Below are 26116 nucleotides of genomic sequence, written 5' to 3' on the forward strand. Positions count from 1 at the left end.
AAAACCTATTTAAAATCGATAGGAATAGCCAGTTTAACACTAAAATTACGACCAGTATTAAAGACACCGACGCGACCGGTAGCCTCGTTGACAGGTGCATATTTTAAGCGGCTCAGGTTATTCTGGTACGCCACATCACCGATGTTATTCACTGCAAAATGCAGGGAGAACAAGGTTCTGTTATGTTTGTTGACAAATTCTGAACCCAGGCCTGCATTCAACAATGTATAGGCACCAGTTGGGGTTTCTGTTTCGTAAGCAGAGAACACATTGTTTTGTGCAAAATTCATGTCCATCTGTACACCGATATAGGCGTTACGTAACGGACCGCCGACTTTTTTGAACTTGCCTTTCAGCTCGGACAGCCATCTGGCAGCCGGGATACTGGGCAGGTTGCGGGTTGAATCGGTAGCGTTGGAAGCCGTACCTCTTACATAGGAAACGGTGTTTTCAAAATGCAGCCAGTCGATAGGATGCGGGTGAATATCCAGTATCAGCTCACCGCCGTAGAGATTAGCATTGGCTTGTTGATACTTGAAAGCCGCAAACCCCTGAGCATTATCATCTGTCGGGATAGAATCTGTACCAGCTGCGTTAAACAGCTTGCGGGAGAAAATAAAGTTATTGATGTGGTTATAGAATACATTAGCCGCGAGGGAAACGTGCTGGGTGTTAAATTCTACGCCGCCATCAACCTGAGTGCTGACTTCCGGTTTCAGGTCCTGATTACCGTATTCATATTTGATGGTGCCTTCATGCACACCGTTGGCAGCCAGTTCGGAGATATTGGGGGCACGGAAACCGCGGGCAGCATTGAGCTTCAGCACCACATGATCGCTGACTTCATAGCTCAGGCCAACACTACCGGATACATTTGAAAAATTACGGTTGAATGCATCAAACTTAGTTTCTCCGGATGCGGCGGGTTTACCGTCGGCGTCGAGGAACAGCGATTTGGAATGCAGCGTACGGCTATCGAAACGAACACCACCGCTCAGTGTCAGTTTATTGAATGTTTTGCTTGTTACCGCGAAAGCGCCGATATCGAACAGGTCATATGCCGGGATGAGGAATTCTTCTCCTTTGTTTTCGTTTTTCTGCTGCATACCGTTAACGCCTACGGTTGTTTGCCAACCTTTCATTTCGGGCAGATAATATTTTGCAGCATAGTTAAAGGTCTTCAGGTTGAGCCAAAGGCCCGGCTCATCGGGGTGAAGGATCTCTCCGAATTCGCGGCGATTATTCCATTGGTAACCCAGTGTTAACCCGATACGGCCGCCATTGTGCAGGTACAGGCTATTATCCCATACCAGTTTTTGGTGGTTGATTTGTTGTTTGGGCACAGTCATGCTGTAAGAATGGTGATCACTATCCGTAATGGGAACTTCCTCTGCGTTGCCGTTATCGTTAATCGGTTTCACAAACCGGCCTTCGCTGTCACGCTCTCCTTCTACCAGGCCGAGGTGCTGGTTGAAAGAGGTAAAGCTCAGACGGGAGAAGCCCCATTGTTTGTTGATACCGATGTTAGCGCCGTAGTTGGTGTTATTAAAACGGGAGTTGAACACATAACCATCGTATTTATTTTTATAGTCATGCGCCTGTTTCTGCGTGATGTAAGCCCCCCAGCTGAAGCCGTTGTTATTGCCGGCGATATCGGCGTGATAGGCCATCAGACCATTGTTGGTTTGATAGTTGGCCTCTACGTTGCCTTTTATTTTACCTGGCGACAAGGGAGCAGGAGAAACGATGTTCACCACACCTGCCAGCGCATCGGAGCCGTATACCAGTGAGGCAGGCCCTTTCAGCACTTCTATTTTGCTAACGTTGTAATCATCTACTTCGATGCCGTGTTCATCGCCCCATTGCTGGCCTTCCTGACGGGTACCATCGCTGACTACCACTACGCGGTTGTAGCCGAGACCACGGATGAACGGTTTGGAAATAGCCGGGCCGGTAGACAGCTGGCTAACACCGGGCACTTTGGCAATCGCATCGATGATATTGGTGGAAATACTCTGATCCAGTGCATCGCGGCGGATAATACTGATAGGTGTTGGCGTCTTTTTAACGGAAGTGGCCAGGTTGGCGCCTGTAATCACCACTTCATTTTTTTCAATCAATGTTTCGGACAACTCAAAGTCTTTGGTGGTTTTACCATTGATGTCGATGGTTTCCGTATAGGCCGCATAACCCATGGAACGTACTTCCACGATGTATTTTCCTTTCGGCAGATTTTTGATGGTATAATTACCCTGGGCGTCGGCAGCGGCTCCTACATGGAGGTCTGGCAGATAAACAGCAGCGCCGGGAATAACGGCATGGGTAACTTTATCAGTTACTTTTCCGGTGAGTACATTGGAAAAAGCGCCATCTTCGGGCGTTATGGCATAGGCAGCAGGTTGCAGCAACAGCAACGCCCCCATTAATCCGAGTATAAATACACGCAAATAATGCATACGTAAGTAATAAGAAATAAGAAAACAGTAAATACCGATAACTGGTTATTATCATCAGACAATAACAGCTATATGTGATGTATAGTTGAAATCAGGCAAGCGCTGATGGCGGCGCCCTGGGAGAGAGATCCCGGTAAGGGACATAGCTGGTTTCCGGTAAATCCAGTAGTTGAAATACCCATATTAGCGGGCGTACCGGCGATATAAATGTGGTGGTGTACTGTTCAAACGGCTCCACTCCTATCTGCAGGAAATCACAGTGACGGTGTTCTTCCGAAACAGTGACACCGCCCACGGGAGCATGGAGATCCTGCGTGTCGTGGTGACCCGCAAAAAGGTGTATAAACTCGCGCGGCACCGTATTGAGGGTAAATACCCCCAGCAGGATGACCGCTAATATTTTCTGTAGACGTTTATACACGGAGCAAAGGTAATAAACTTTGCCCATTTGCAACAACGCTGCATTTATTTTTCACTACTTCACCTTGAGCATTGGTCTCACCTGTTGTACAGATCCGTTCTGGAAGCGGGCATAATAAACGCCATTGGCCAGGTATTCTGCATCAAAAGTAAAGGTATAGGTACCGGGAGTATGTATTTTATTAACGGGCACGCTTACCAGCCGGCCCATGGTATCAAATATTTGAATCATGGTATTGCCATTGCCGGTAATGTAGGTGATAGTTGTAGCGCTGGTGAAGGGATTAGGACTGTTGGTAATTAATTTTTTATCATCTGTGTTAATATCAGGCAGACCGGTAATTACGCCGCAGGCTACGCCGCTGATTAACGGCAGCCGTTGGTAATCTTTCTGCAGGATTTTATTCAGGTCGGTTTGATCCACACAGAACCACTGCTCCAGGATGGACGCATATACGGATCGGAAATCGTACTGCATGGGGATATTATCCGCCACGGAGGTGTTGTCCGGTATGGCCGGGGAATTACCCAATACGCCCTGGTTCACGTAGTCACCGAAGACGATCATCGGAGCCGCAGCGCCGTGATCGGTACCCATACTAAAATTGGATTTGATACGACGGCCAAATTCTGAGAATGTCATCCCTACCACGCGGCGGGAAGCTCTCAGTCCTTTGAGGTCATCCATAAAGGCTTTAATAGCATCGGATACGCCGCCTAACAACTTAGCGTGTCCGCCGGTAGTGGTGTCGCCGGATTCGGTTTGACTGGCATGGGTATCAAACCCACCGGTACTCACCATGTACAGGCGTGTTTTGAGACCTCCGGCTACCAGGCGGGCCACGATTTTCAGCTGGTCAGCCAGGTTATTGTTAGCCGGGTATGGTCCCTGGGAGGTCACTTTCGTGGCGGCGGATTTAATGGCCTTTTCGTAGCTGTTGGTTTGTTTGGCGATCATCCGGATATACTCCAGCTCCTTGCCGGCCTTGGTATTGGGAACAGGGTCTACCACGCCGTCTATCAGGTTGTAAAAATCTGTGGCGCTGGTAATAGCCATCCCTCTGCTGGCTTCAGCTCCCTGGAAAGCCGGTGACACGATAGAACCAATCTGTATCGCCAATGGGTCCGGATTGTCGGCATTGGGGTAGCTGTCCTGTGGTCCGGGATATTTGGTATCGAGGTAACGGCCCCCCCATCCACTGGTGAGGATTTCATTGGAGTCAGAGCCGGTGAGCCAGATATCTGTTGCCCGGAAGTGAGAGAAATTAGGAGAAGGATAGCCCACACTTTGTATGATGCTCACCTTCCCTTCGTTATATAATTGCTGCACTCCTTTCATGGCGGGGTGCAAGCCGGATTTAAGATAATTATCGAGCCGTAGTACCTTTCCTTCCGGAATAGCGATATTCGTTCTTGCCGCCTGATATTTTCCATAAATATCCAGGGGAATAACCATGTTGAGTCCATCATTTCCTCCCGTCAGCTGAATCATTACCAACACGTGATCATTATCTGCAGCAGCACCGCTCAAAGCGGCCAGCATAGGGGAGCTTCCGAAAGCCTTGATAGAAAAACCATTGATGATGGTCGGCAATATCGCTGCCGGGGCTGTATATTTCAGGAAATCTCTTCTTTTCATAGAAAGGTTTTTCAGGACAATTGATATTCCGAAAGGTTCATGATGTATTTGTACAAGGCCTGCAGGTGATTGGTTACCTCTTTGGTATTGGCGGCATCTCCGGGATTGGATTTGTAGGTATTCCAGGCGCTGGTCCAGTAGCCGTTGGTACTTTGTCCGGCCAACAGAATAGTTTCCCGCAGGAAATTCTTCACATTATCGGAAACGCCTACACGATACAGGATATCGAGCGAGTCATTGACGAGGGCTACGGGGTCGCCCGGATTGGATAGTTTATCTGCAAAAGCCAGCGGATCAATTTTCACATTTTTATAACCGGTGGTAATCAGCCCATCACTCAATTGGTTTCGTTTGGGCAGCGTGGCCGTATTGATCCACAATTCATGAAAGGCAGGTTCCTGATAGTAAGCCTCCCAACCGGCCACCAGCGGCGGATCTCCCAGGTCCTGCAACATCACTGCCATCGCATTGTGCAGGTCGGCCCAGCGTTGATATTGGGTGGTATAGTCGGAGGGGAAAACGATACCGAACTCGCGGCACATGCCAACACAGAAATCCACCGGACTTTTAATCAGGCAGGCCATATTCAGCGGATCAAAGAAATGTTCGCTGGTAAACAGGGCGTTGAGCGTTGTTTTGATATCAAATTGACTACTGCGGAAGATATCCGCCAGTGGCAGGATTACATTCGTTTCCGTAGCCTGGTCGATATCGTAGTATACAAAGAAGCGATACAGTTTGCGGCAGATAAATTTGGCCACTTCCGGTTGCGCGAAAATGATATTCAGCAGATCATCCACCTCTGCCGCGCCGTCAGGACCGGTTTGGCCGGAGATCACCTTATTACCATAGAAACCGGAAAATTGTTTGTTGGTAATATCGTGTTGGGTGGTGTTAAAAGTGCTGACAATGGCGGTACGGTCTACCCGGAAACCTGTAAGCACCCGTGCGGTGGCTCTTACGTCATCTTCCGTATAGTGGGAATCGGGGCCTTTACCTACCGTAAAAAGTTCATGCAATTCACGGGCATAGTTTTCATCAGCTGCGCCTTTGGAGTTGAGATAACCGTTGAGATATACCAGCATGGCCGGGTCCAGCGTAACGGCCTTGGTGAGGTCCTTAAAATTGCCCAGTGCATGATGGCGTAGTGTCAGGTTATATTGGTAGATAAACCGGCTATCGTGCACCATATTTGTTTCTGTCACGAAATGATTATGCCAGAAGAGCACCATTTTCTCGTGTATGCTTGCCTGTTGGTTGATCATTTGTCCGACCCACCAGGCTTTATAAGACGCTATTCTCGCCTGTTCCAGCTTATCGTCGCCCATAGCGGCCCTCACCCAGGTAGCTCCGGGAGTTACGCCGGTACTATCCGCTCCGTAGTTATTGACCGGTGGTGTTGGATCTGCCTGTGCTGTCAGCAATACATCCACTACCTGTTGCATGCTCAGGCCTTTCAGCGCTTTGATATTATCCGGAGAAGCCCCGAAGGTAGTCCGTTTGAGCAGGTGAATAAGTTGTTGCGTGCCCCAGGCGCCGGTATAAGGGGTAAGCCCCGTGGCAGTACGGGCAACAGCAGTGCTGTTCCGCGTATTGCGGGCAGGAGATAAGGTTAGGAATTGTCTGCGATCCATAAAACGATATGGTTGAGGTGGCGGGATGGCCTTTAATGCGGCCAAATTAGCAAAAAATTTAATTCAACAGGATTAAATTTATCGGGTATATGCAAACAAAGGCCGCAGGAAAATTCCTGCGGCCTTGAGCTATAATGTATTACGAAAAAAATCAGGTGATATTTTCAATGATGCCGGCGATACCCTGCCCCCCACCTACGCAGGCAGTCACGATGCCGTATTTCTTATTCAGCCTTTTCATGTCGTTGAGGATTTGTACCGTGAGTTTAGCGCCGGTACAGCCCAGTGGGTGCCCGAGGGCAATAGCGCCACCGTTGATATTAACGATATCCGGATTGATGCCCAGTTCGCGGATCACGGCAATAGACTGGGAAGCGAAGGCTTCATTCAGTTCTACCAGATCGATATCCTGGAGCGTTTTACCGGCACGTTGCAGGACTTTAGGCACCGCCGCTACCGGGCCAATGCCCATGATGCGGGGATGTACACCGGCAGAAACACAGGCCACCAACCGACCGATAGGTTTCAGTCCCAGTTCATTGACCATCTTTTCACTCATCACAATCACGAAGGCAGCGCCATCGGATGTTTGTGAGGAGTTGCCTGCAGTCACAGATCCGCCGGCAGCAAACACTGGTTTCAGTTTACCCAGTGCTTCGAGGGATGTGTCTCCACGCGGTCCTTCGTCGGTATCTACCGTGAAGCTGCGTTTTTGTTTTTTACCTTTTTCATCTACGTATACTTCCTCCACATTGACAGGCAGTATACCGGATTTAAAATAACCTTCCTTGATGGCATTCAATGCCTTCTGATGGGATTTAAAAGAGAACTCATCCTGGTCCTGGCGGCTCACTTTATATTCATTGGCCACTGCTTCAGCGGTGAGTCCCATGCCGATATAGTAGTCAGGGGTGGTGCTGGCCACGGTGTAGTTGGGTACGGTTTTCCAACCGGCCACCGGCACCAGGCTCATACTTTCTGTACCACCAGCGATGATACAATCAGCCATCCCTGTCTGTATTTTAGCGGTTGCAATAGCGATTGTTTCCAGTCCGGAAGCGCAGTAGCGGTTCACCGTCATTCCTGGTACATCTATTCCCAATGCTCTAACGGAGATCATGCGGCCAATCTGCAGTCCCTGTTCCGCTTCGGGAACGGCGTTGCCTACGATCAGGTCATCTACCCGTTTGGGGTCCAGCTGCGGTACGGATTGCAGCAATCCGGTGATGACATCTACAGCCAGGTCATCAGGCCTGTAAAAACGAAATCCTCCCCTTTTGGACTTACCTACCGCAGTGCGGTATCCGGCTACTATGTACGCTTCTTGCATGAAAAAAAATTTTATAATAAGCTAACGGTTAGATTATCAACATGATGGAGATTTATCCACATTTTTATCATCTAACCAAATTTAATTAAATTAAGCACATAAATATGCGAGAGAACCGTTAAATTTGTCGCTACCTGTTTAGGCGGGTATTTTTGACTCTGTAGCTCAGTTGGTAGAGCAGCTGACTCTTAATCAGCGGGCCTAGGGTTCGAGTCCCTACAGGGTCACTGAAAATTAAGAAGCCTTCAAATTCATTGAGTTTGAAGGCTTTTTTGTGTTCGATCTGCAGATATTAACAACACCCCTAAATCATAATCAACTAATATAGAACTCGAAATGGGTTCGAGTACCAAAAGCGTGATTGCATAAAAATTAGTCTTTAATAGCTTTTTTATCTGACCTGGGATTTTATCTGACCGCAATCGTTCAAGCTTCAGAAGAAGAAAATGGAGAACGAAAAAAACTTCAAATCAGTAAAATATTTCCTTTTCCCCTTTAAATGTATCATGATGTTAGTAAGTAAAGGAGTTACTTTTGTATATGTACTATTTATGAACCATGGTCAATAAAATATTCAATATAAGAGAGTTCGCAACCTATCTTAATGTCGCTCAACCTAAGAATGACAACCTGCTCATTGTAAATTATGAAAATGAAAATAACATAAGGCTGCAATCAGATTCCATTACAATAGACTTCTATCTATTGGCTATAAAACCACCTTTGGAAAAGAACTTTAAGGAAACACAACTTCTGGAAGATCAGGCAAGAACTTTTATGTATGTTGACTGTCCGCAGAACTCGCTGGATTGGGATATTAATGCCCCTGATGCCGGCTACAATATTCTGGTAAGTGCCAGGTATGTAAACAAACTGGCGAAAGACTATAATTTTGTTCACTATAACAATCATGAAGCGCTGTTCCTTACTAAAGATGAAGAGGCGATCCTGTGGGATCTATACAAAAAGGCTTATGATGAGTTTCAGAAAGAACATTATTCCAAAGATATTATCATGTCTTACATCGCACTGATACTGTCTTACACGCAAGTGTTTTACGATAGGCAATTTGATTCAAGAAGCAGCATCTATAATTCCGTGATTGATAATTTTTATAAAAACCTAAAGCAGTATTTCGGTAAAAACGAAGATGTTTCGGGTCTTCCTTCGGTAGCCTATTTTGCACAGAAAGCCAACTTGTCGCCTAATTATTTTGGAGATTTGATTAAGCATTTTACCGGCGAATCGCCCATTGAGCATATCCATAATTTTATTTTAAAACAAGCCAAAGACAAGCTCAAAAATACTTCGCTTTCTATCAGCGAAATCTCTTACAGTCTGGGTTTTGATTATCCCAATTATTTTGCAAAGTTCTTCCGCAAGAAAACAGGCGTGTCACCGAAAGTGTTCAGAGGCATGTAATCTAAAGCAACCGAATAATTTAAATACACAGCAACCTATAAGGTTGCTTTTTTGTTTAAAAGAAATTCCAATCAGTAAATAGTCTCCATTTTTGAGTTATTTGTCTACGTTTCCTGGACGTGGGTGTGTCTAATTTTGTTATATCAAATAAACAAAAAAAATAACTCTAAAAAGTATAACATGTCACAACAAAAAATCAGTATCAAAAACGGAAATGGACAAGGTATTACCTTATCAGCCATTATCAATTTCCCGGAAGGGTTTGATGAAAACAAAAAATATCCGGTTGTAGTTGTTTCCCATCCAGGTGGTGGTGTTAAAGAACAAGCAGCAGGATTGTATGCGAAAAAATTATCTGAAAACGCGTTGCTTACAATTGCTTACGATGCTTCCTATCAGGGGGAAAGTACCGGTGAGCCTCGTCAACTGGAAAACCCTTATATCAGAACAGAGGATGTTAGCGCAGTAATAGATTATCTGACCACGCTTTCTTATGTGGATGCAGAAAGAATTGGTGCAATGGGTATCTGTGCTGGCGCAGGCTATACAGCAAATGCAGCCATCAATGACCATCGTATAAAAGCAGTGGGCATGGTGAGTGCTGTAAACATCGGTTCCATGTTCCGTAACGGATGGGAAAACAATGTACAAGATGCGGACGCTATGCCTTACCTTATAGCTGGCGCAACAGCAAGAACCAATGACGCAAAAGAAGGATTGCAGACCATGCCTTTGGCTCCGATGAAAGAAGAAGATGCGCCAAATGAGGAGTTAAGGGAAGCCTGGGAATACTATCATACCAGCCGTTGCCAATATCCTACTGCACCGGGATGGGCAACATTAAGAAGCCTGACACAGATTATTACCTATGATGCGTATAACAAAGCCGAAGCATTTTTTACGCAGCCTTTGCTGGCAATTGTAGGAAGTGTTGCCGGAAGTGCATGGATGAGCGATGACCTGCTAAAAATCGCTGCTACTACTGACAAGAAAAAATATATCATATCGGGAGCAAACCACATGTCTCTTTACGACAGGGAAAATTATGTGAACGAAGCTGTTTCACAATTGGTTCCTTTCTTCTCCGAAAAATTGTAATTCATTAAGAATATTTCATAAAATGAAAAAATCAGTAAAATTTAAAGCCCTTTATTGGGATATAGCGGCGGATTTAATTTTCCCACCTGATTTTGACGAAGGCAAAAAATATCCGGCCATAATCAGTGCGCACCCCATTGGCAGTTGCAAGGAGCAAACCTCCGGTAATGTTTACGGAAAAGCATTGGCAGAAGCAGGCTTTATAGTATTGGCATTTGATGCATCTTTTCAAGGGGCAAGCGGAGGTGAACCTCGGTTTATTGAAGACCCTACTATTCGGGTAGAAGATTTTCGCTTTGTTTGCGATTACCTGGTTACGCTTCCGTTTGTAGATGAAAACCGTATTGGTGTATTGGGAATTTGCGGAGGTGGTGGCTACTCCATCAGCGCTGCCAAGTCAGAACGTCGTATTAAGGCGGTGGTAAGCATCACTGGCGTAAACTTTGGTCGCCTTTGTCGTGAGGGCTTTGCAGGATATGATCCAGTTGCTACCCTTGAAGCAATTGCATTACAACGGACAGCCGAAGCGCGCGGTGCCCAATTACGGGTGGACGGACTGCTGCCACCTTCGGTAGAGGAAGGCAAGAAAGCAGGGATCACTGATATTGATGTATTAGAAGCCACCGATTACTATAAAACCACTCGTGGCGCACAGACGCATGGTGCTACCAGCGCCCTGTTTTCGCACCGCGCAACAGCTGTAGACTGGGATGCGTTTATCAATGCAGAAACGCTACTTACTCAACCCTTGCTGGTTGTAATTGGAGATAAACCTGGCGGTTTTGGTGCTTATCGCGATGGGCAGGAGATTTATGGTCGTGCGGCTTCCAGGAAAAAAGAAATATTGGTTGTAGAAGGGTACTCTCATTACGATTTGTATGATAAGCCGGAGCCGGTAAAGGCAGCACTGATCAAAGTAATTCCCTTTTTCAAAGAAAATTTATAAAGGGTGATTTCATGTAACGATAGAATAAAAAAAATAGATGTTGACAAAAATTTTAGTGTTAGGTGCTGGCGGAGCAATTGCCCAGCATGTAATTGACTATCTTAAAGACAAAAAGAATGTTGAACTAACCCTGTTTGCAAGAAACACAGGCGGTTTGGCAGAACAAGCTCCCAATGCCAACATCATCAAAGGTGATGTGCTGCGAAAGCCCGATCTGGACAACGCTGTCAAAGGACAGGAGATTGTATATGCAAACCTTGCCGGGCAGATTGATAAAATGGCATCGGAAATCGTTAAATCAATGGAAGCCGCCGGAGTAAAACGTTTAATATTCATTACCTCTTTGGGAATCTATAATGAAATACCAGGCAAATTTGGACAATGGAATGAACGGATGATCGGTTCCGACCTGGTTCGCTATCGTCACGCAGCCGATATTATCGAAGCTTCTTCATTAGACTATACGGTTATCCGCCCATCCTGGTTGACCGACAAAAATGAAACCGCTTACGAAACCACACAGAAAGGAGAGCCATTCGTAGGAACCGAAGTAGCAAGAAAAGCTGTTGCGGCCTACATCGTAAATATTATTGAGCATCCCGGAAAAGATGTAAAAGCGAGTGTAGGTGTAAATAAGCCCGACGTATACGGAGATAAGCCAGCTTTCTATTAAAACGAAGAAAAAAGAGGAAAGAAAGGTTTGAAACTATAATGGATGCAAAATTGACGATAATTGCAACACTAATGGCATATTTCGGATAATTTACGCAAATCAAGTAGAAAAAGATTCGAGTTTTGTACCATAGGGATCACTTGAAGGGGTATTTCAGAATTAATACTGGAATACCCTTTTTGTTAGCTCAAAAAAAGAAACATTCATTTTAAATACGCTGTAGTCTGCCCCACATGTGAAGAGATTGCATTCAACCAAAACTAACTATTTCGTTTATTCTTTAATTTCATAATCCCACCTTTATGTTCAAAGTTTTTCTTGCCTGGACGTTAGCACTTAGCTTTTCTGTTGCTTATTGTCAAGATGTTAAAAAAGAGGCCAAAACTGCAGAAACAAAAATGGAAGCATTTGTCTCCAAAACAGGAGTAGTAATCAAATTTATAGACTACAATCTCGATAACCTCAGACTTTCGTATGGTGATATGGCAGTAACGAGAATAAGGAAATTGAGTAATGGTGCAGATTCCAAATTCTTCTACCAAATTGAAAAATCAGGTCAATACGACAATAGTACGGCCTCAATAGAGTATTCAGATCTACTTGAAGTAATTAAAGCAATACAAACTTTAAAATCAGATGTTGATAAGGATATTTCGAGCAACCCAGATTACTTAGAGAACAAATTCGTTACCGAAGATGGGTTTCAAATTGGTTATTTTGTTAGTAAAGGAAAAGTCAACTGGTACTTAAAACTTGAAAGATATGGACCTAAAAACACAATTTTTCTAAAAGATGGTGACAATATAGATGTAGCATTTAACAACGCCAAATTAAAAATACAAGAGCTAAAGAAATAGGAATTCTTTTGAACTTCCCCGATATAGCTAGTGGTTGGTTTCCGCTAAACAATGTCTATGGATACCCATGATTGAATCAATCACCAGCTCAGCATAACAACGTTTCCTCATACCCAACTGTTCTCAAAACCAGATCAATTAGCGCATGAACCACTACCACTACATTCACCTCAGTGGATACAGAAAAGATACCTGGCCGTTCATTCCGCTACTAAAACTTCTATTGGAGTATAAAAAAATGCCGTTCAGTGAAGCACGTATTATCGTGGATACCATATGGGCTGGAGGAACCGCGGAGGTAGAATTCACCGATTTAAACATTGCCTGGGAATTTTTAGAAAAGGCGGATGAAGCAGGTGTAAATTGTAACGTGTCGAATACAACATCAAACAATGCACTTTCGAATCAACATAAAAAAGGCTTCAGTTTAAAAGCTGAAGCCTTTTTTATGATACTTGTCAACTTATTTCCGGACAGCATTCAGTGCCTCCACCTGTTTCTTTAATGCTGCAATTTCTCCGTCATACTTCTGTTGCTGATCAATCAAATAGCGGGTAAGCTCTTCTACTTTCTTCAACAGAATTATATTCATCTCTCCCACGTCAATATTATTCTTTTCTATTTCCGTAGCAGAAGGCACCTCCGGTAAATGCTTGTTGACTTTGATATATTGTGCTACACTTTGTAAAGAGGGCAGTTGGTAAGTGTCCTCAAAAACATAATCGGGCCATGTGCTCTGTGCTTTCACTTTGATTCTTTCAGCTAATACAGTACCGGCAACAGCCAGCCTGTATCCGGGAACGATATCTGAACCTATTCCAACAAAACCACCGTCTCCCACATTAAACACCCAATTTCCATTACCGTCCATTACACCAAAGGGTTTAGCGCCATATCCCTTTATCAGGGTAGCGCCATTCTCCTGCAGAAACAACCGTTCTTTCCCACTAAGGTCTGTTTCCCAGGAGTCCGTAGCACCTGCCCATATTCTTTTCCAGTTACTCCATGTCCTGTTGTCTATCCTACTACGAAACTTCAGATGACCATAGTAGAAGGCCTCCAGCTGAAAGTTCCCGGTAGATGAACCAGGACCGTTGAACTGCAACAATGTTGAGGTATGCAGCCCCGTATAGCCAATGTTATATACTCCGTTTTCAAGGCATGCATCACGCTGTGAACTGTCGAAGTTACCACGGAAAATAAATGTACTGTTATCTTGCGCAAAAGAACTAAAGCAAACAAAAAACAGAGAAAAAAAGACGAGCGTTTTTCTGAACATAGGTATACTTTTTATTTACAATAAATATACCCCATCAATCTCTTCCTTCCACTAAAAACTTATTAAAGTTTTCCAGCAATACATCCGAAGTATTACAGTTCGTAAAAATAACGTACCCAATTTTCAGATCTTTATATACTTCAAATCTGCATCTGAAGTCTCCGTTATTCCCTCCATGACCAAATGTTTTACCCAAAGGCGTTTCCCTGATTTCAAGGCTCATACCCATATATGTAGGCACCGTTGGTTTATGCGGCCAATCATCAAAGTTATATTCAGAATGTTTTGACAGGATGGTATCATAAGTTTTCGGTTTCAGCCCTTTCTGTTCCAACAAATACAACATGAACTTCGTGAAAATTTTTGCTTCCGTATGCATAGAATAAGCCATTCCAGGGCTTTCCGGCAAATTCTTATTACTGGGTATTTTATCATAATGACCATTTGCCTTCACCCGTTCCAAAGAATCATTTTTTGAAAAAAAAGTATGATACAATCCAATCGGCTCAATCACTTCTTCCTGTAATACCTGTTCTACTTTCTTACCTGTAATTTTTTCTACTACCATTTTCAGGTATTCGAACCCCTCACCGGAATAATTAAATGCCGTACCAGGTGTGAATTTCAGATCCAGTTTTCCATCTTTATTCATCCATCGCCAGTTCGGGAAACCAGTGCGGTGGGTTAACACATGTCTTGCAGTCATCAGCTTATATCGATCATCATACTCAATATCTTTATAGGGAAGATATTCGTATAATGGCTTGTCCAGGTTAATTACCCCACGTTCTGCCAGCCGTTCTACAGCAAAAGCGAACACCGGTTTAGTAACAGACGCGGCTTCGAACAAAGTGTTATCATTCACCTTTTCCCCGGTCATGGTATTGCTTACACCATATGTTTTATGATAAATCAACTTCCCGTCTTTAATTAAAGCCAGCGAAACCCCGGGTATTCCATAATAATCGCGATAGGTTTCAATGAAATGATCTATCTGGCCGGGGGTAGCTGCTGTAAAATCCAGCAGTACGCCTTTAGCAGGGATCAAGTCAGGCACCGGGGTGGATGAAATTCTTAACTCAGGCGCCACGATCTTTTGGCCCGCTTTGGCAACAACGGTAATGGGCGCTTTTGTGTCTACAGCATATAGTTTACCTGCTGACTGAAAGTAGGTGTCAGGCAGGGAGAGGTTGTATTTTCCGGCAGGTACCATGACGGCATAATTGCCCAGGCTATCTACTTCGATGGTCATCCACTGTTTTGAATTACCAGATGCAACTAAACGCAGCAGACCCGGTAATTTTTGTTGTTTGTCCCAGCTTATTTTTCCCGAAACGGCGGATAGCTTTTCTCCAGCAGGCATAAAAACGATATCGCCGAGACTATTGGGGTTTCTGTATTTAGCTTCTCCCTTTCCCCAGGCAGACCAGGAAAAGCTCCCATCCCGGTCTTTATCATATACATGAAAGTCGAAGCCGACCGACTTGCCAACTGCCAGCTCATTCCCCAACCGGAAACGCCATTCATAAATACGGGTGTTACCATGGCGGGTAACAGCCACTTCTACCATGTCCCAGGTGGCTTTACCGGCAAAAGAATCATAAACGGCCTTGTTGATCGTATGCAGGGTTTTACTGCACATAAATGACGCCACTCCTGAACCCGACAGCAGATGGCGGGCATCTATACTTACTTCCAACCCATCCTGGGTATCCCATTTTACATTCCTGGAAGTATCCTCTACGAAATCATCGTCAGTAAGGGTAAATGCAACATATAAAGACTGATTTCCAAGGTTATATCCCAATTGGAAAAAACCCGAAAAATCAACGTCATTTTGAGGTTTGGTGCTTGAGGGATGTATGGCAATCTTATACTTAGTAATATTTTTCGGCCAGTCAGAAAGATCCCCATCTATTTTTATCTTATCAAGTGGATAAGCATAAGCAATACTCCCGTTATGGGCAAACAGGCGCTCCCCCAAAAGGAGACATACTACCACTATGCACATTGCTTTAACAGAAGATATCGGCATGTTGAATAGATTTGGTCATGGTTGAACTATGATTCCTCAACAAGGACACCTTTTCTGTAAAAAGGTTGCATGAATAATGTCCTGATCACATTATTTCACACAACGCTCATAAACATCCACAATTGCATCGGCTACCAACTTAGGATCCTGATGATGAATCCCATGACTATACCCCGGCAAAAGTACCAGCCGGCTATCATGATTATCTTTTATCAGCGTGGCATAATGTGTTATGCGTAGCCGATCCAATGCTGCCCACCAGGGTTTTATATTAATCCCCAATTTTAATTTCGCATTCATCTCTGTTTCGTAGGGTTCTATCCGTTTATTGTAGGCGATCAACACCGTAACGGGTATATCTTTCAGTGGGGGCAATGAGGTATAGTTTTTAAAAAACGTAGGCGTGCTTTCTGCTGATGCTCTTTTAAACTCATGGCGCATGCCAACCGGCATGGCCGTATCCTTCAACATGCCGGTGAGGTTAATGGTCCAGATATCTTGGTATCCTGTGACACTGGAAGTAGATTTTTTCACCTGCAGATCTTCCTCTTTTGTGAGCATAAAATCAGTAGGATCAATAAATAATAACCCGCTGACTTCCGCCGGATAGTTGGCGGCATATAAACGAATGAAGGCCCCGCCAATCGAGTGTCCGATTAATATATAGGGCGGCGCTATTTTTAACGCAGACAGCAAGTCGTGTAGTCGTTTCACAACGTCCGCATCGGTTTTAACAGTAGTATCTATTGCCGATTCTCGCAGTCCATTTCTATCGTAAATAAATCCCGTTATATTTTTAGGAAGATGTGGAAATAGGGGTTCAAAATTGCCACCGCCGCTTCCTAAACCACTTTCAAAAACAATGACAGGTTCATTGGCCTTCCTGGTTTCAAGTCCGAAGGTCTTATAAGCCATTTTTAGGTTATTGATGGCAATAGACTTCGTTTGGCTATAAAGATAGCTTACAGGAAAACAAATCATTATTACGATGATACGCCATTTCATGCCGGATAAATTCATCTTGATACAAACATGTACTTTTTAAAGATAAACAGCCCATCTGGTTTTTTTTTGCCATTCATCATACAACATCTGTCCGGACATAAAAAAGTGCGTCAATTTAAAGTTGAACAATCTTTTACTGACGCACTTTTGTAATGACATTCCCAGGATTTAGAGATCTAAACCTCCATATATAAAATCCGATACGGCTTTTTTATCAGGAAACCCAACTTTCTTATAAACATCCTTTCCATTTTTAAACATAATTAAGGCCGGTATATTCGTAACCTTATATCGTCCTGCAATTATGTCACCATGATCGGTATTCAATCTGGCCATTACGACCCTTCCTTCAAACTCGGCAGCAAGCTCCTCAACATAAGAGGATACCTGATGGCAAGGTTCACACCACGGAGCCCAAAACTGGACCAATATGGTAGTATTACCTCTCATCACTTCCGTGTCAAAGTTTCTATCATCAAGCATTAAGGTTTCCTGAGGCATAATATTAATGGTTTTAGAAGTTAAACCCATTAAAACAAAAACCACCTGAAATTGTTTATACGAAAGCCTTTTATCTATAGAGCCGGCTGCGGGAGTATCGCAGCATCATAAAACAACCAACATTTTCCTCCAAAATCATCATTTCTGCACAAAATCTATTAAATTAGGCAAGCTGCAAAATCTATTACTGAGCCCTCAAAACACTTAACTCAATGCAAGCATATACCCACTTGCTGTATACTGTCACATCTCCCTGAAACATACTGCTGAACAACCGCTCCATGGCATTGCCTCCACGCTAAAGACAGGAGAGGACTATTTATTTAATGTAAACCACTATTATGAAAAAGGAAACATCTCCCAAAAAACTCACGCTGGCAAAAGTACAAATCGCTGATCTGAATGTTACCCAGCCCAAAATGTTCATCTGCGAGACATCGTATGCAGAGACTACCTGCCGCGGCTGCTATGAAACTTACATCTGCCTGTAACCAACCAGGACGCTGAACAACCGCTCCATGGCACTGCCTCCGCGCTAAAGACAGGAGCGGACTATTTTTTTGAATGTAAACCGCTATTATGAAAAAGGAAACATCTCCCAAAAAGCTCAACCTGGCAAAAGTGAAAATCGCTGACCTGAATGTCACTCAGCCGAAAATGTTCATCTGCGCCACATCATTTGCGGAGACTACCTGCCGCGGTTGCAGAGAAACCCTTATCTGCCTGTAACCAACCATGATGCTGAACAACCGCTCCATGGCATTGCCTCCGCGCTAAAGACAGGAGCGGATCTTTTTTTCAATGTAATCCACCATGAAAAAGAACACACTTCCCAAAAAACTCAACCTGGCGAAGATCCAAATTGCTGATCTTAATGCGCCCGTTCAGAAAAAAGCTGTTTGCCTGACTTCTTACGATCAAACTACGTGTAATGGTTGCCGCTTAACCGTTCTGTGTCCCTGATCGGGTAAAACACAAGGGGCTGACTCGTATGAGTCAGCCCCGTATTCATTCATTATTCACCCCCCATTGTCTTACTTTAACGTCATTTTCCGGATCGCACCATTGAAGGGATCGGAAATATAGATATTACCCTCTTTGTCCACTGCCATATCCGCTATACGGCCAATCTTCGCGTTGTCAAGGCTACCATCCTCATATCCTCTCGACAGCTTCACCGAAGTGCTAACCAGGCCGGTAGACAGATCCAGCTTACGGATAGCATAGTTTTGGTAATCCGCGATCAACAGGTTCTGGTCCACATCCATCAGCAATGCCCCAATACCCGCTCCAAATTGCGCCACATTATACGGACCATCCAGTAAACCGTGCGTACTGTATTGTCCCACTGGCACAATCTTTTTATTATTCAGCTGGTTCCAGTAGAAATAACCTTCATAGTCTTCCGTCACCTGGAACAGATCATTATTGTAGCTGATAGCCGGACGTACCGCCTGTGCCGCCTGACTGCTCACAATCTCTGACACACCATCCGGATGCAGCCGGAACAGCCCCTGGTACGACTGGGTATAATATATCAGGCCGTTTTTATCCAGGGTTATCTGTCCGAGGTTATTTGACATTCCACGTTTAACGCTGGTCACATCTCCCTGTGGAGTCACCTTACGGATGGCTCCACCACCGAGGGCAACTTCCGAAACGTATAGGTTATCATTGGCATCTATCGCCAGACCGTAAATCGCGCCAAAGCGGGCATTTCTGCCATTAGCATCCACCTGTCCGTTACTATTCGGCTCACCAGCGAAGACAGACACACCGCCATCAGGCGTTACTTTATAGATATAGTTTTCGCGGATGTTACCCACAAATATGTTACCCTGTCTATCCACCACCAGCGGCCCTATGTTAAAGGACACCGCCCTGGTGATCGTGGTCATACCGGCACGGTTGAACGTAGAAGGACTTTCTGCCACCAGGGCAGCTCTCTTCACCCGCACCAGGCCTGTGGTCAGGTTCTGTGGCGTAATCACTTCCAGCGTAGTTTCGGTAGCTTTTAATACCTGCGCCACTGCTCCGTTGAAGGTGACTTCATTTTCCCCGGGGTTTATGCTGAAGCCGGTACCGGTAATCACTACTTTCGTTCCAGCCAGACCGTTGGCAGGTTCCAGCTTCTGAATACCCAGACTTTGTTCTGTGAACTCCGGTCCTTTTACCGGCTGGTCATTTACGCTGAGCATAATGGGACCTTTACCCATACCAGCCGGCAACACCAGCGTAAGGCGCGTATTGGTAGCCGCTTTTACAGGCACCTGTACGTTATTAATCATCACTACGTTTTCATCCGCCACAGTGCTGAAGTCACGGCCGTCGATGACCATTTCCGCACCAGCCGGGCCACTGAGCGGGCTTACCAGGCGTATCGCAGGCGGCGGCACTACGGTAAATGCAGGACCTACCAGTTTCTGTCCGTTAATGGTAACTGCCACCGGGCCTGAGGTGAGCCCCTCCGGGGCGATGACCACCAGCTTACCTTCTGTAGCTTCCTTTACTTCAGCTTTTTGACCGTTAAAGTCCACCACATTCTCCGCAGCCTGTGTGGAGAAACCGTCTCCATTAATCACCACTTTGGTTCCTTTTGCACCTGTCAATGGTTTCATGCCATAGAAAGCCTGGAAATGGAAAGGCTGACCGGCAGATGTTTTACCATCTACCTTCACCACCACCGGACCCGTACCTGCAGCATCAGGAACAGTAACCACCAGCAGTGTATCACTGGCACTAACCACTGTGGCTGCTTTACCGTTAACTGATACCGCTGCAGGCGAATCCATGCTGCCGAAACCTACGCCACTGATACGCACCTGCGTACCGGCGGGACCGTTAGTCGGCGATATTTTCTGAACACTTAATTTCTGATAGGCATATTCCCCTACATTCAATGATTTGGTACCATTGGAAAGGGTAATAGTACCACTCTGCCCCTTCTCCGGCGCCCGCACTACCAGGATGGTATCAGCGGTACTGATCACCTCTGCGTCCGTACCGGCAAAGGAGATGGCCGCTTTGCCGTCTGTAAAACCGGCGCCGGTAATAGTTACCAACGTTCCGGCACCACCACTGTTAGGGTAATAACTGTTGACTTTAAATTCAACTTCGTGTGCGATCTTATCTTTTTTACAAGCCTGCAAAACGCCTATCAGGCATATTATACACGCTGCAAATAAGTATGTTGTGAGCTTTTGCATATAGTCTGTTGTTTAGAAGGTGTAACGCAATCCCAGCTGTACCTGGTAACGGGAACCGAAATAATCGATGGAATAAGGCGTGCCCGGATCAGCGAAAGTGTATACCGGCATGGCTCCCTTATTCTGCTCCGGCGGGAACAGGGTCGGCGTTAAACCGACACTGGCAGTAGAATTAAAGGTATTGGGTGAAAAATAGCCAACACCCCAGTTACGGTTCAACAAGTTGGTCAGGTTTACCACGTCTGCTGTAAAAGTGATGAAGTGGCTCTTCAGTTTACGCAGGTGAAACTCCTGTGCAAAATGCAGATCAGCCTGCACATTCCAGGGCGTACGGCCCATGTTTCTTTCCGTGAAATTGCCTCTTCTGCTGCTCAGGTATTTGTTACCATCAATAAACCGGTTAAAGGCTGCGGCCTGTTCAGCGGCAGTTACCTGCTGACCGTTGCTGGTATAATCTTTAAAGAACTGTACCGCTTCCGTCGCCTGTGGAATGTAAGCCAGGCTCACCTGTTGCGGTAACCCTTGCACGCTGTTATTCACTACGCCATAGGTAAACGGACTGCCAGACTGCGCACTGAAGAAAAGGCTGATGGTACTCACCCAGGTTGCATTCCAGGCTTTGCGGTAGCTGCTGTTCACCACAAAACGATGACGGATATCGAAGTTGGAATAAGCCAGTGGCGCATTGTTCGGGCTTAACGCCTGGTTCAGCTGCCAGTTGGATTCCATAGAGTTACGGATACCATTGAACGCATCCTTACTTTGACCATACGTATAAGCACCGGACACAAACAATCCGCTGGTAAAGGTTTTGCTGGCAGTACCAGTGATACTGTAACGGAAACCTTTATTGGTATTGCTCAGCATATAGGCGTTGGAGAAACGCGGATCGACGCTGCCTGTGTAGATAGGCTGTTGCCGCTCTTTATCGTAAGGGTAATACTTCGGGTTATCGGTCACATTCACCTGCTGAAAAAATACTTCCTTGATACTTTTGGTGATCATACCTTCCACGCCAAATTTCCACTGGCTGGCGGTAGTGCGGTCAATAGCGATACTGGCACGCAGAATCTTCGGCATCACAAAATCATTATCGATCAGGTCCACCTGTGTTTTACCCGCGTTACGCTCATTGATCACCGTACCGTTCTTTTCGATGAAATCGGCGATACCATTCTTGCCGGGCTTAATAGCATCGCTACCGGGTGCAAATGGTTTCTGGTCTGCTTTCTGATCAAAAGAACCGTAGTTCACGCCGTTGTTGTAGTAAGCGTAAGCCAGCCATGCGAAAGGAATACGGCCGGTAAACATACCTACGCCACCCCGTACTATCAGGCTCTGGTCGCCCAGCCAATCGTAACGGAAACCTAAGCGGGGAGAGATCTGCACTTTTCCGAAATACCTGTTTTCAATGCGGTTCAGCGGTGTATAGTGATAGCTCGTACCAAAGTAAGGATCAGCGATGGCATTGGTTACTTTATCGCTCAGTTCAGGTTTGGTAGGCAGATCGGTGTAGTCAGCACGCAGACCGGGTGTAACAGTCAGTTTGTCTGTTACATGGATCGCATCCTGGATATACACACTGTACAGGTTTACATTAAACACTGCTCCGGGGTTGTTCAGGATATAATCACGGCTGTTGTTGGTGTAGTTATAACTTCCTCTTACGCGGTAAGGCACATTGCGCAGGTAATCATCGATGCTCAGGTAGTCCACACGGCCATTCCAGGAGTTCACGAAACCATAGTCGATATGATACAACTCATTATGGGTTCCCATCAGAACGGTGTGTTTACCTTTGCTCCAGGTGAGGTTGTCGGTGACCTCGATGGTGCGCTGTTTCATGTTAAAGATGGACGCTTCACGATCAGTACCCAGGTAGATAGTAGTACCCGGCGTACGGCCCATGATCTGTACCTGTGGCAGGGTTGGATCGCTGAGCGGATCGCGGTAATCATGTACCGTGCTGTAACCCGCCACGAAGCTGTTGGACCAGGAATTGTTGAACCGGCTTTTCAGTTCCGCTACGGTGCTGCTCTGGTTGTTCGTTTGTTTGAAGGCCATGCTGCTGAAACGGAAATCCTGCTGGTCACGGTCCATGTTGATGGCGCTGGAAGTAATGGTATTGTTACGGATGGACAACTGGTGTTTATCGTTGATGTTCCAGTCGATACGGTTAAAGAACTTATTGGATTCGGAAGAAGCATTATACACCCCGGCAGTTCCCGGATCGAAGATATCGCCATAACGTTTGATGGTAGCGTTGCGGATATCATCTGCATCTTTCTCCGTCAGGATACGCGCTGTTTCTTCCTTGCCGGCCAGCAGCTGGGCTGGATCTGTTCTGCGAGTGATTTCTTCGTTGGTAAAGAAGAACAGTTTGTTTTTGATGATAGGGAAACCCAGGCGGATACCGGCCTGGTAGTCTTTAAAATCACTGTTCATTTTATCCCCGTTACCGATTTTGTTTTTACCGATCATAGCGGCATTACGGCCAAAACCATATACCGAGCCGGTAAGTTGATTGGTACCGCTGCGGGTAACAGCGTTCACGCTACCACCGGTGAAGTTACCGATCTTCACATCGAAGGGGGCGAGGTATACCTGCATGTCTTCGATCGCATCCAGGGAAACCGGATTGGTGCGGGTGCTGCTACCGGGCTGACCGGAAGTGCCGCTTTGTCCGCCCATGGAAGGACTGAAACCAATTGCATCGTTGTTAATGGCGCCGTCGATGGTAACGTTGTTGTAGCGGAAGTTGGAACCGCCGAAACTGTTATCCTTGCTGCCTTGGGGCACCATGCGGGTAATATCCTGTATGCTGCGGCTTACCGTAGGCATGTTGGCGATCTGGCTGCGGTTGATGTTCTGACCGGCGCCATAAGCGTTGGCTTTAGGACCGGTTTTAGCGCCTTTAATCACCACTTCAGAAAGTTGTTTGCGTTCGTCGCTCAATACGATATTGAGTTGTTGCGGCTCTCCGAGTCTTACGGTAATGTTCTGGTATTTCTGTGGCGCCATGCCCATCATGGTAGCGGTAACGGTGTATGGTCCGCCGATGCGCATACCCAGGAGGTGATAACGGCCCCCTCCATCTGACAAGGCAGGATAGCGGGTACCCGAAGGCTCATGCACCGCGATGATCGTTACCCCCGGCAAGGCTTGTCCCTGGCCGTCCTGCACCTTTCCGGAGAGGCCGCCGGAAGTTTCCTGTGCCATGGTGGTAGCGGATACCAGCAGGAGCAGCAGCAAAGAATATATCGTTGTAAGTAAATTTTTTGTGTTCATCACTTTTGATTGTAAACTGATTACCGTGTTATTTTCAATACCTGATTGATGACATGCATTACACCGTTACCGGTAATAATATTCTGTTTTACCAGCGGTATAGGATCCTGGTTACCGGGTCCCTGCAGGGTGATGCCGTTATACAGGCTGGGAGCCTGTGGATCGGGTACCAATCGTATGTTCACGTTATTATCATCGAGCATGGTTTGTGTAGTGGCAGCAGATTTCCCTGTGCTCAGGATATAATCGTACACAAAACGGCGGTCGGCCGCTATGTGATAACGCACAAAAGCGGCCATTACCGCCGGATCAGCGGCCTCAATCTGCTCCAGCGTGCTATAGCCATAGGCTTGCATGGCGGCGTTGTTGGCAGCATACACGGTATAGGGACCTTTGCTTTTCAGCAAAGCGGATAAACCGGAACGTTGTATAGCGTGGGTGAACAGGCTCAGACCGGGATCAGCGGAGACAGCTTCTCCCAGCGTTTCATATTGATAAGGTTCCAATACCCGGTCAATCACCTGCAGGGTACCGTTGCTGGCTTTCATGCCGGTAGCCAGTACGCGGCTGCCGTTGACTGTCAGTACCGTATCACCCTCTTTTATCCAGCGGGTAACATACAGTCTGCCGCCGTAATAGGTGCGTATTTCCTGGTTGAAGAGAAAAGGCATTTTATTCAGATCATAGTTACCATTGAGAATATGATAACCTGTCATTTTCACCATATACGGCAGACTGGCAGCCGTTACATCAATTGGTTTAGCATATCCTGCGTTGGTAAAGGCTCCGTCAGAGGGCGCCAGTACGGTTAACGGACCGTTGCCGGTGAGCACGTCGTTCATACTGCTACGATCTACGGCAGCCTTGAATTTACTGAGGTTGAAGTTATCCATCACTACTTCCATCAGGCGGTCGTTCCCTTTTTGCGGACCGTTATCGTCTTTCTTACAGGCTCCCGCCAGGAGTAAAGACAACCCGATCATCACCAGACGGCCGGAAAAATATTTCCTGGATAATATTGTTGTGTTCATTGTTGTCATCATTAATTTTTATTTCACCTTAAAATCATCCGGTAAAAAAAGCCGGTCAACGATATGCAACGGCCCTTCCAGGGTATTGATATCCGCTGTGGTAATGGTAGCGGCAGGCGTTTTAGCGCCTCTTACTTTCACCTTAATGGTATTACCTTCACGGGTAAACGCTAATGGCATCGGTGCAGGCTTCAGGTCCGGTTTCGATACGGAGATGGTGTAGTTGGCAAGCAATGCATCGTCCAGGTCATTAGAATAAAATACGGCGGGCTTGAAAACAGGTGATTCTCCCGTTGGCGTTTTGGGCGCCAGCTGTCTGCCCCAGTTATGATAATCCAGCACACTGTCAGTAGGGAGCAGGCCTGTCATGCCATAGAAGGGATCAAATACAAATTCAGGCGTAAAGCGGCTGTTGATTTCCTGGAGCTGTTCCACCGTAAAGATACCTGCCTGATGAAATGCGTCGTCGGTAGGAGCGAAATAGGAGTTAAAAACTACACTGTTGTCCCATTCACCCGGTGCCAGGAACAGGCCAGCATAACGCTCAAATGAACCCATCGCTACTTCAAACCAGGCATCGTTGTTTATTTGATTGATGGCCACCAGCATAGAAAACCGGGGATCTTCTTTCAATATGTCCAGTACATGCTGTTCCGGTTTCTGCAGTAAACGGCCCACCGGCCAAACGATACCATTTTTTACTACTACCGGTTTCCGATTTCCACATAACTTTCCGTTGATGATCAGCTGGCTGTCTTTGGCCATGGCTACGTAGTGCCGGTAAGTATAAGGTACCTCAAAGGACACGCCGCTTCCGGCGCGGTTAATCTGTTCTGTTAAATCCGTTCTGGAGAGCAACGTTGTCCGGTGATAACTTAATTGCCCCGGCTGTATGCTCATTGGCTCCATTTTATCGCGCAGCATATGGTATTTCACCAGTTCCAGCAACGATTCCGGGCTACGTTTATTGATCTCCGTTTCATCCAGCCCGGCGGCCTTCATGGCGGCATCATCTACTACCAGCAAGGTAACAGATGCTTTGGCGCCCATCGTTTCCAGTTCTTTCTCCATGTTACTGCGTTTCCACGCAGCATAAAACAGCTTGTAGGGCGATGTTTTCAGATAAGTCTGAAGATCAATACTAACACTGTCTTTATAGGGAACAGCAGTGCCTTCCGGCTCCGGCATGAACATTTCTTTCCGGCAGCCGGTCTGCATCAGCGAAGCACCCAATAGTACGCCGCAAATTGCTATCCCGCTTATGATGTTGTATATTTTATTTTTCATGTTGATTTT

The 26116-nt window shown here is 45.9% G+C and carries 21 protein-coding genes and 1 tRNA gene; 9 read left to right on the forward strand and 13 right to left on the reverse strand.

Annotated elements, in window-relative coordinates; translation table 11 throughout:
• Window positions 1-5 precede the first annotated feature (5 nt).
• The 5 genes from ICL07_RS10885 to ICL07_RS10905 all read right to left on the reverse strand — a co-directional run bounded on the left by ICL07_RS10885 (window position 6) and on the right by ICL07_RS10905 (window position 7479).
• Complete coding sequence (locus ICL07_RS10885) at window positions 6-2456, reverse strand: TonB-dependent receptor (RefSeq protein WP_188087927.1); 2451 nt, start codon at window positions 2454-2456, stop codon at window positions 6-8.
• 91 nt (window positions 2457-2547) lie between these two features.
• The gene (locus ICL07_RS10890; protein ID WP_188087928.1) at window positions 2548-2877 is read right to left on the reverse strand and encodes a hypothetical protein; all 330 of its coding nucleotides are present in this window, start codon (window positions 2875-2877) and stop codon (window positions 2548-2550) included.
• Between the two features lie 54 nt (window positions 2878-2931).
• Entirely contained in the window at window positions 2932-4515 is a 1584-nt protein-coding gene (locus ICL07_RS10895; protein ID WP_188087929.1) for a DUF1501 domain-containing protein, read from the reverse strand.
• Window positions 4516-4526: 11 nt separating this feature from the next.
• A complete protein-coding gene (locus ICL07_RS10900; RefSeq protein WP_188087930.1) occupies window positions 4527-6149 on the reverse strand; it encodes a DUF1800 domain-containing protein in 1623 nt (540 codons plus the stop codon).
• A gap of 151 nt (window positions 6150-6300) precedes the next feature.
• Complete coding sequence (locus ICL07_RS10905) at window positions 6301-7479, reverse strand: thiolase family protein (RefSeq protein ID WP_188087931.1); 1179 nt, start codon at window positions 7477-7479, stop codon at window positions 6301-6303.
• Between the two features lie 154 nt (window positions 7480-7633).
• On the opposite strand from ICL07_RS10905, the gene ICL07_RS10910 reads away from it, so the two are divergent.
• The 7 genes from ICL07_RS10910 to ICL07_RS10940 all read left to right on the forward strand — a co-directional run bounded on the left by ICL07_RS10910 (window position 7634) and on the right by ICL07_RS10940 (window position 12980).
• Window positions 7634-7706 (forward strand) — tRNA-Lys (locus ICL07_RS10910).
• Window positions 7707-8037: 331 nt separating this feature from the next.
• Window positions 8038-8901 (forward strand): helix-turn-helix domain-containing protein, encoded by an 864-nt coding sequence (locus tag ICL07_RS10915; RefSeq protein ID WP_188087932.1) that lies wholly within the window; start codon window positions 8038-8040, stop codon window positions 8899-8901.
• Window positions 8902-9081: 180 nt separating this feature from the next.
• A complete protein-coding gene (locus ICL07_RS10920; RefSeq protein WP_188087933.1) occupies window positions 9082-9999 on the forward strand; it encodes an alpha/beta hydrolase in 918 nt (305 codons plus the stop codon).
• A gap of 22 nt (window positions 10000-10021) precedes the next feature.
• Complete coding sequence (locus ICL07_RS10925; RefSeq protein WP_188087934.1) at window positions 10022-10945, forward strand: alpha/beta hydrolase; 924 nt, start codon at window positions 10022-10024, stop codon at window positions 10943-10945.
• Window positions 10946-10982: 37 nt separating this feature from the next.
• Window positions 10983-11618, forward strand: a complete 636-nt coding sequence (locus ICL07_RS10930) for an NAD(P)H-binding protein (RefSeq protein ID WP_188087935.1) — start codon at window positions 10983-10985, stop codon at window positions 11616-11618.
• Between the two features lie 302 nt (window positions 11619-11920).
• Window positions 11921-12475 carry a hypothetical protein gene (locus ICL07_RS10935; RefSeq protein WP_188087936.1) on the forward strand — a complete coding sequence of 185 codons (555 nt, stop codon included), beginning with the start codon at window positions 11921-11923 and terminating at the stop codon, window positions 12473-12475.
• A 145-nt stretch (window positions 12476-12620) separates the two neighbouring features.
• The gene (locus ICL07_RS10940) at window positions 12621-12980 is read left to right on the forward strand and encodes a hypothetical protein (RefSeq protein ID WP_188087937.1); all 360 of its coding nucleotides are present in this window, start codon (window positions 12621-12623) and stop codon (window positions 12978-12980) included.
• On the opposite strand, the gene ICL07_RS10945 is transcribed toward ICL07_RS10940, so the two are convergent.
• The 4 genes from ICL07_RS10945 to ICL07_RS10960 form a co-directional block, all read right to left on the reverse strand.
• Entirely contained in the window at window positions 12939-13754 is an 816-nt protein-coding gene (locus ICL07_RS10945) for a hypothetical protein (RefSeq protein WP_188087938.1), read from the reverse strand. The genes ICL07_RS10940 and ICL07_RS10945 overlap by 42 nt on opposite strands.
• 34 nt (window positions 13755-13788) lie before the next feature.
• Complete coding sequence (locus tag ICL07_RS10950) at window positions 13789-15789, reverse strand: serine hydrolase (protein ID WP_188087939.1); 2001 nt, start codon at window positions 15787-15789, stop codon at window positions 13789-13791.
• A 90-nt stretch (window positions 15790-15879) separates the two neighbouring features.
• Window positions 15880-16794: an alpha/beta fold hydrolase gene (locus ICL07_RS10955; RefSeq protein WP_188087940.1), complete on the reverse strand. Its 915-nt coding sequence runs from the start codon at window positions 16792-16794 to the stop codon at window positions 15880-15882.
• A gap of 168 nt (window positions 16795-16962) precedes the next feature.
• Window positions 16963-17295: a thioredoxin family protein gene (locus ICL07_RS10960; RefSeq protein WP_188087941.1), complete on the reverse strand. Its 333-nt coding sequence runs from the start codon at window positions 17293-17295 to the stop codon at window positions 16963-16965.
• Between the two features lie 341 nt (window positions 17296-17636).
• On the opposite strand from ICL07_RS10960, the gene ICL07_RS10965 reads away from it, so the two are divergent.
• Both ICL07_RS10965 and ICL07_RS10970 read left to right on the forward strand, forming a co-directional pair.
• Window positions 17637-17786: a class I lanthipeptide gene (locus ICL07_RS10965; RefSeq protein ID WP_188087942.1), complete on the forward strand. Its 150-nt coding sequence runs from the start codon at window positions 17637-17639 to the stop codon at window positions 17784-17786.
• 88 nt (window positions 17787-17874) lie between these two features.
• The gene (locus ICL07_RS10970) at window positions 17875-18024 is read left to right on the forward strand and encodes a hypothetical protein (protein ID WP_188087943.1); all 150 of its coding nucleotides are present in this window, start codon (window positions 17875-17877) and stop codon (window positions 18022-18024) included.
• Between the two features lie 305 nt (window positions 18025-18329).
• On the opposite strand, the gene ICL07_RS10975 is transcribed toward ICL07_RS10970, so the two are convergent.
• Genes ICL07_RS10975 through ICL07_RS10990 form a run of 4 tightly spaced genes read right to left on the reverse strand, consistent with a single transcriptional unit; the run spans window position 18330 to window position 26107 of the window.
• Window positions 18330-20501, reverse strand: a complete 2172-nt coding sequence (locus ICL07_RS10975; RefSeq protein WP_188087944.1) for an IPT/TIG domain-containing protein — start codon at window positions 20499-20501, stop codon at window positions 18330-18332.
• A 12-nt stretch (window positions 20502-20513) separates the two neighbouring features.
• Window positions 20514-23789 (reverse strand): TonB-dependent receptor, encoded by a 3276-nt coding sequence (locus ICL07_RS10980; protein WP_188087945.1) that lies wholly within the window; start codon window positions 23787-23789, stop codon window positions 20514-20516.
• A 20-nt stretch (window positions 23790-23809) separates the two neighbouring features.
• Window positions 23810-24820: a fasciclin domain-containing protein gene (locus tag ICL07_RS10985; protein ID WP_188087946.1), complete on the reverse strand. Its 1011-nt coding sequence runs from the start codon at window positions 24818-24820 to the stop codon at window positions 23810-23812.
• 18 nt (window positions 24821-24838) lie between these two features.
• Window positions 24839-26107 (reverse strand): fasciclin domain-containing protein, encoded by a 1269-nt coding sequence (locus tag ICL07_RS10990; RefSeq protein ID WP_188087947.1) that lies wholly within the window; start codon window positions 26105-26107, stop codon window positions 24839-24841.
• Between the last annotated feature and the right edge of the window lie 9 nt (window positions 26108-26116).

The organism is Chitinophaga qingshengii (assembly GCF_014529935.1).
Classification (GTDB): domain Bacteria; phylum Bacteroidota; class Bacteroidia; order Chitinophagales; family Chitinophagaceae; genus Chitinophaga; species Chitinophaga qingshengii.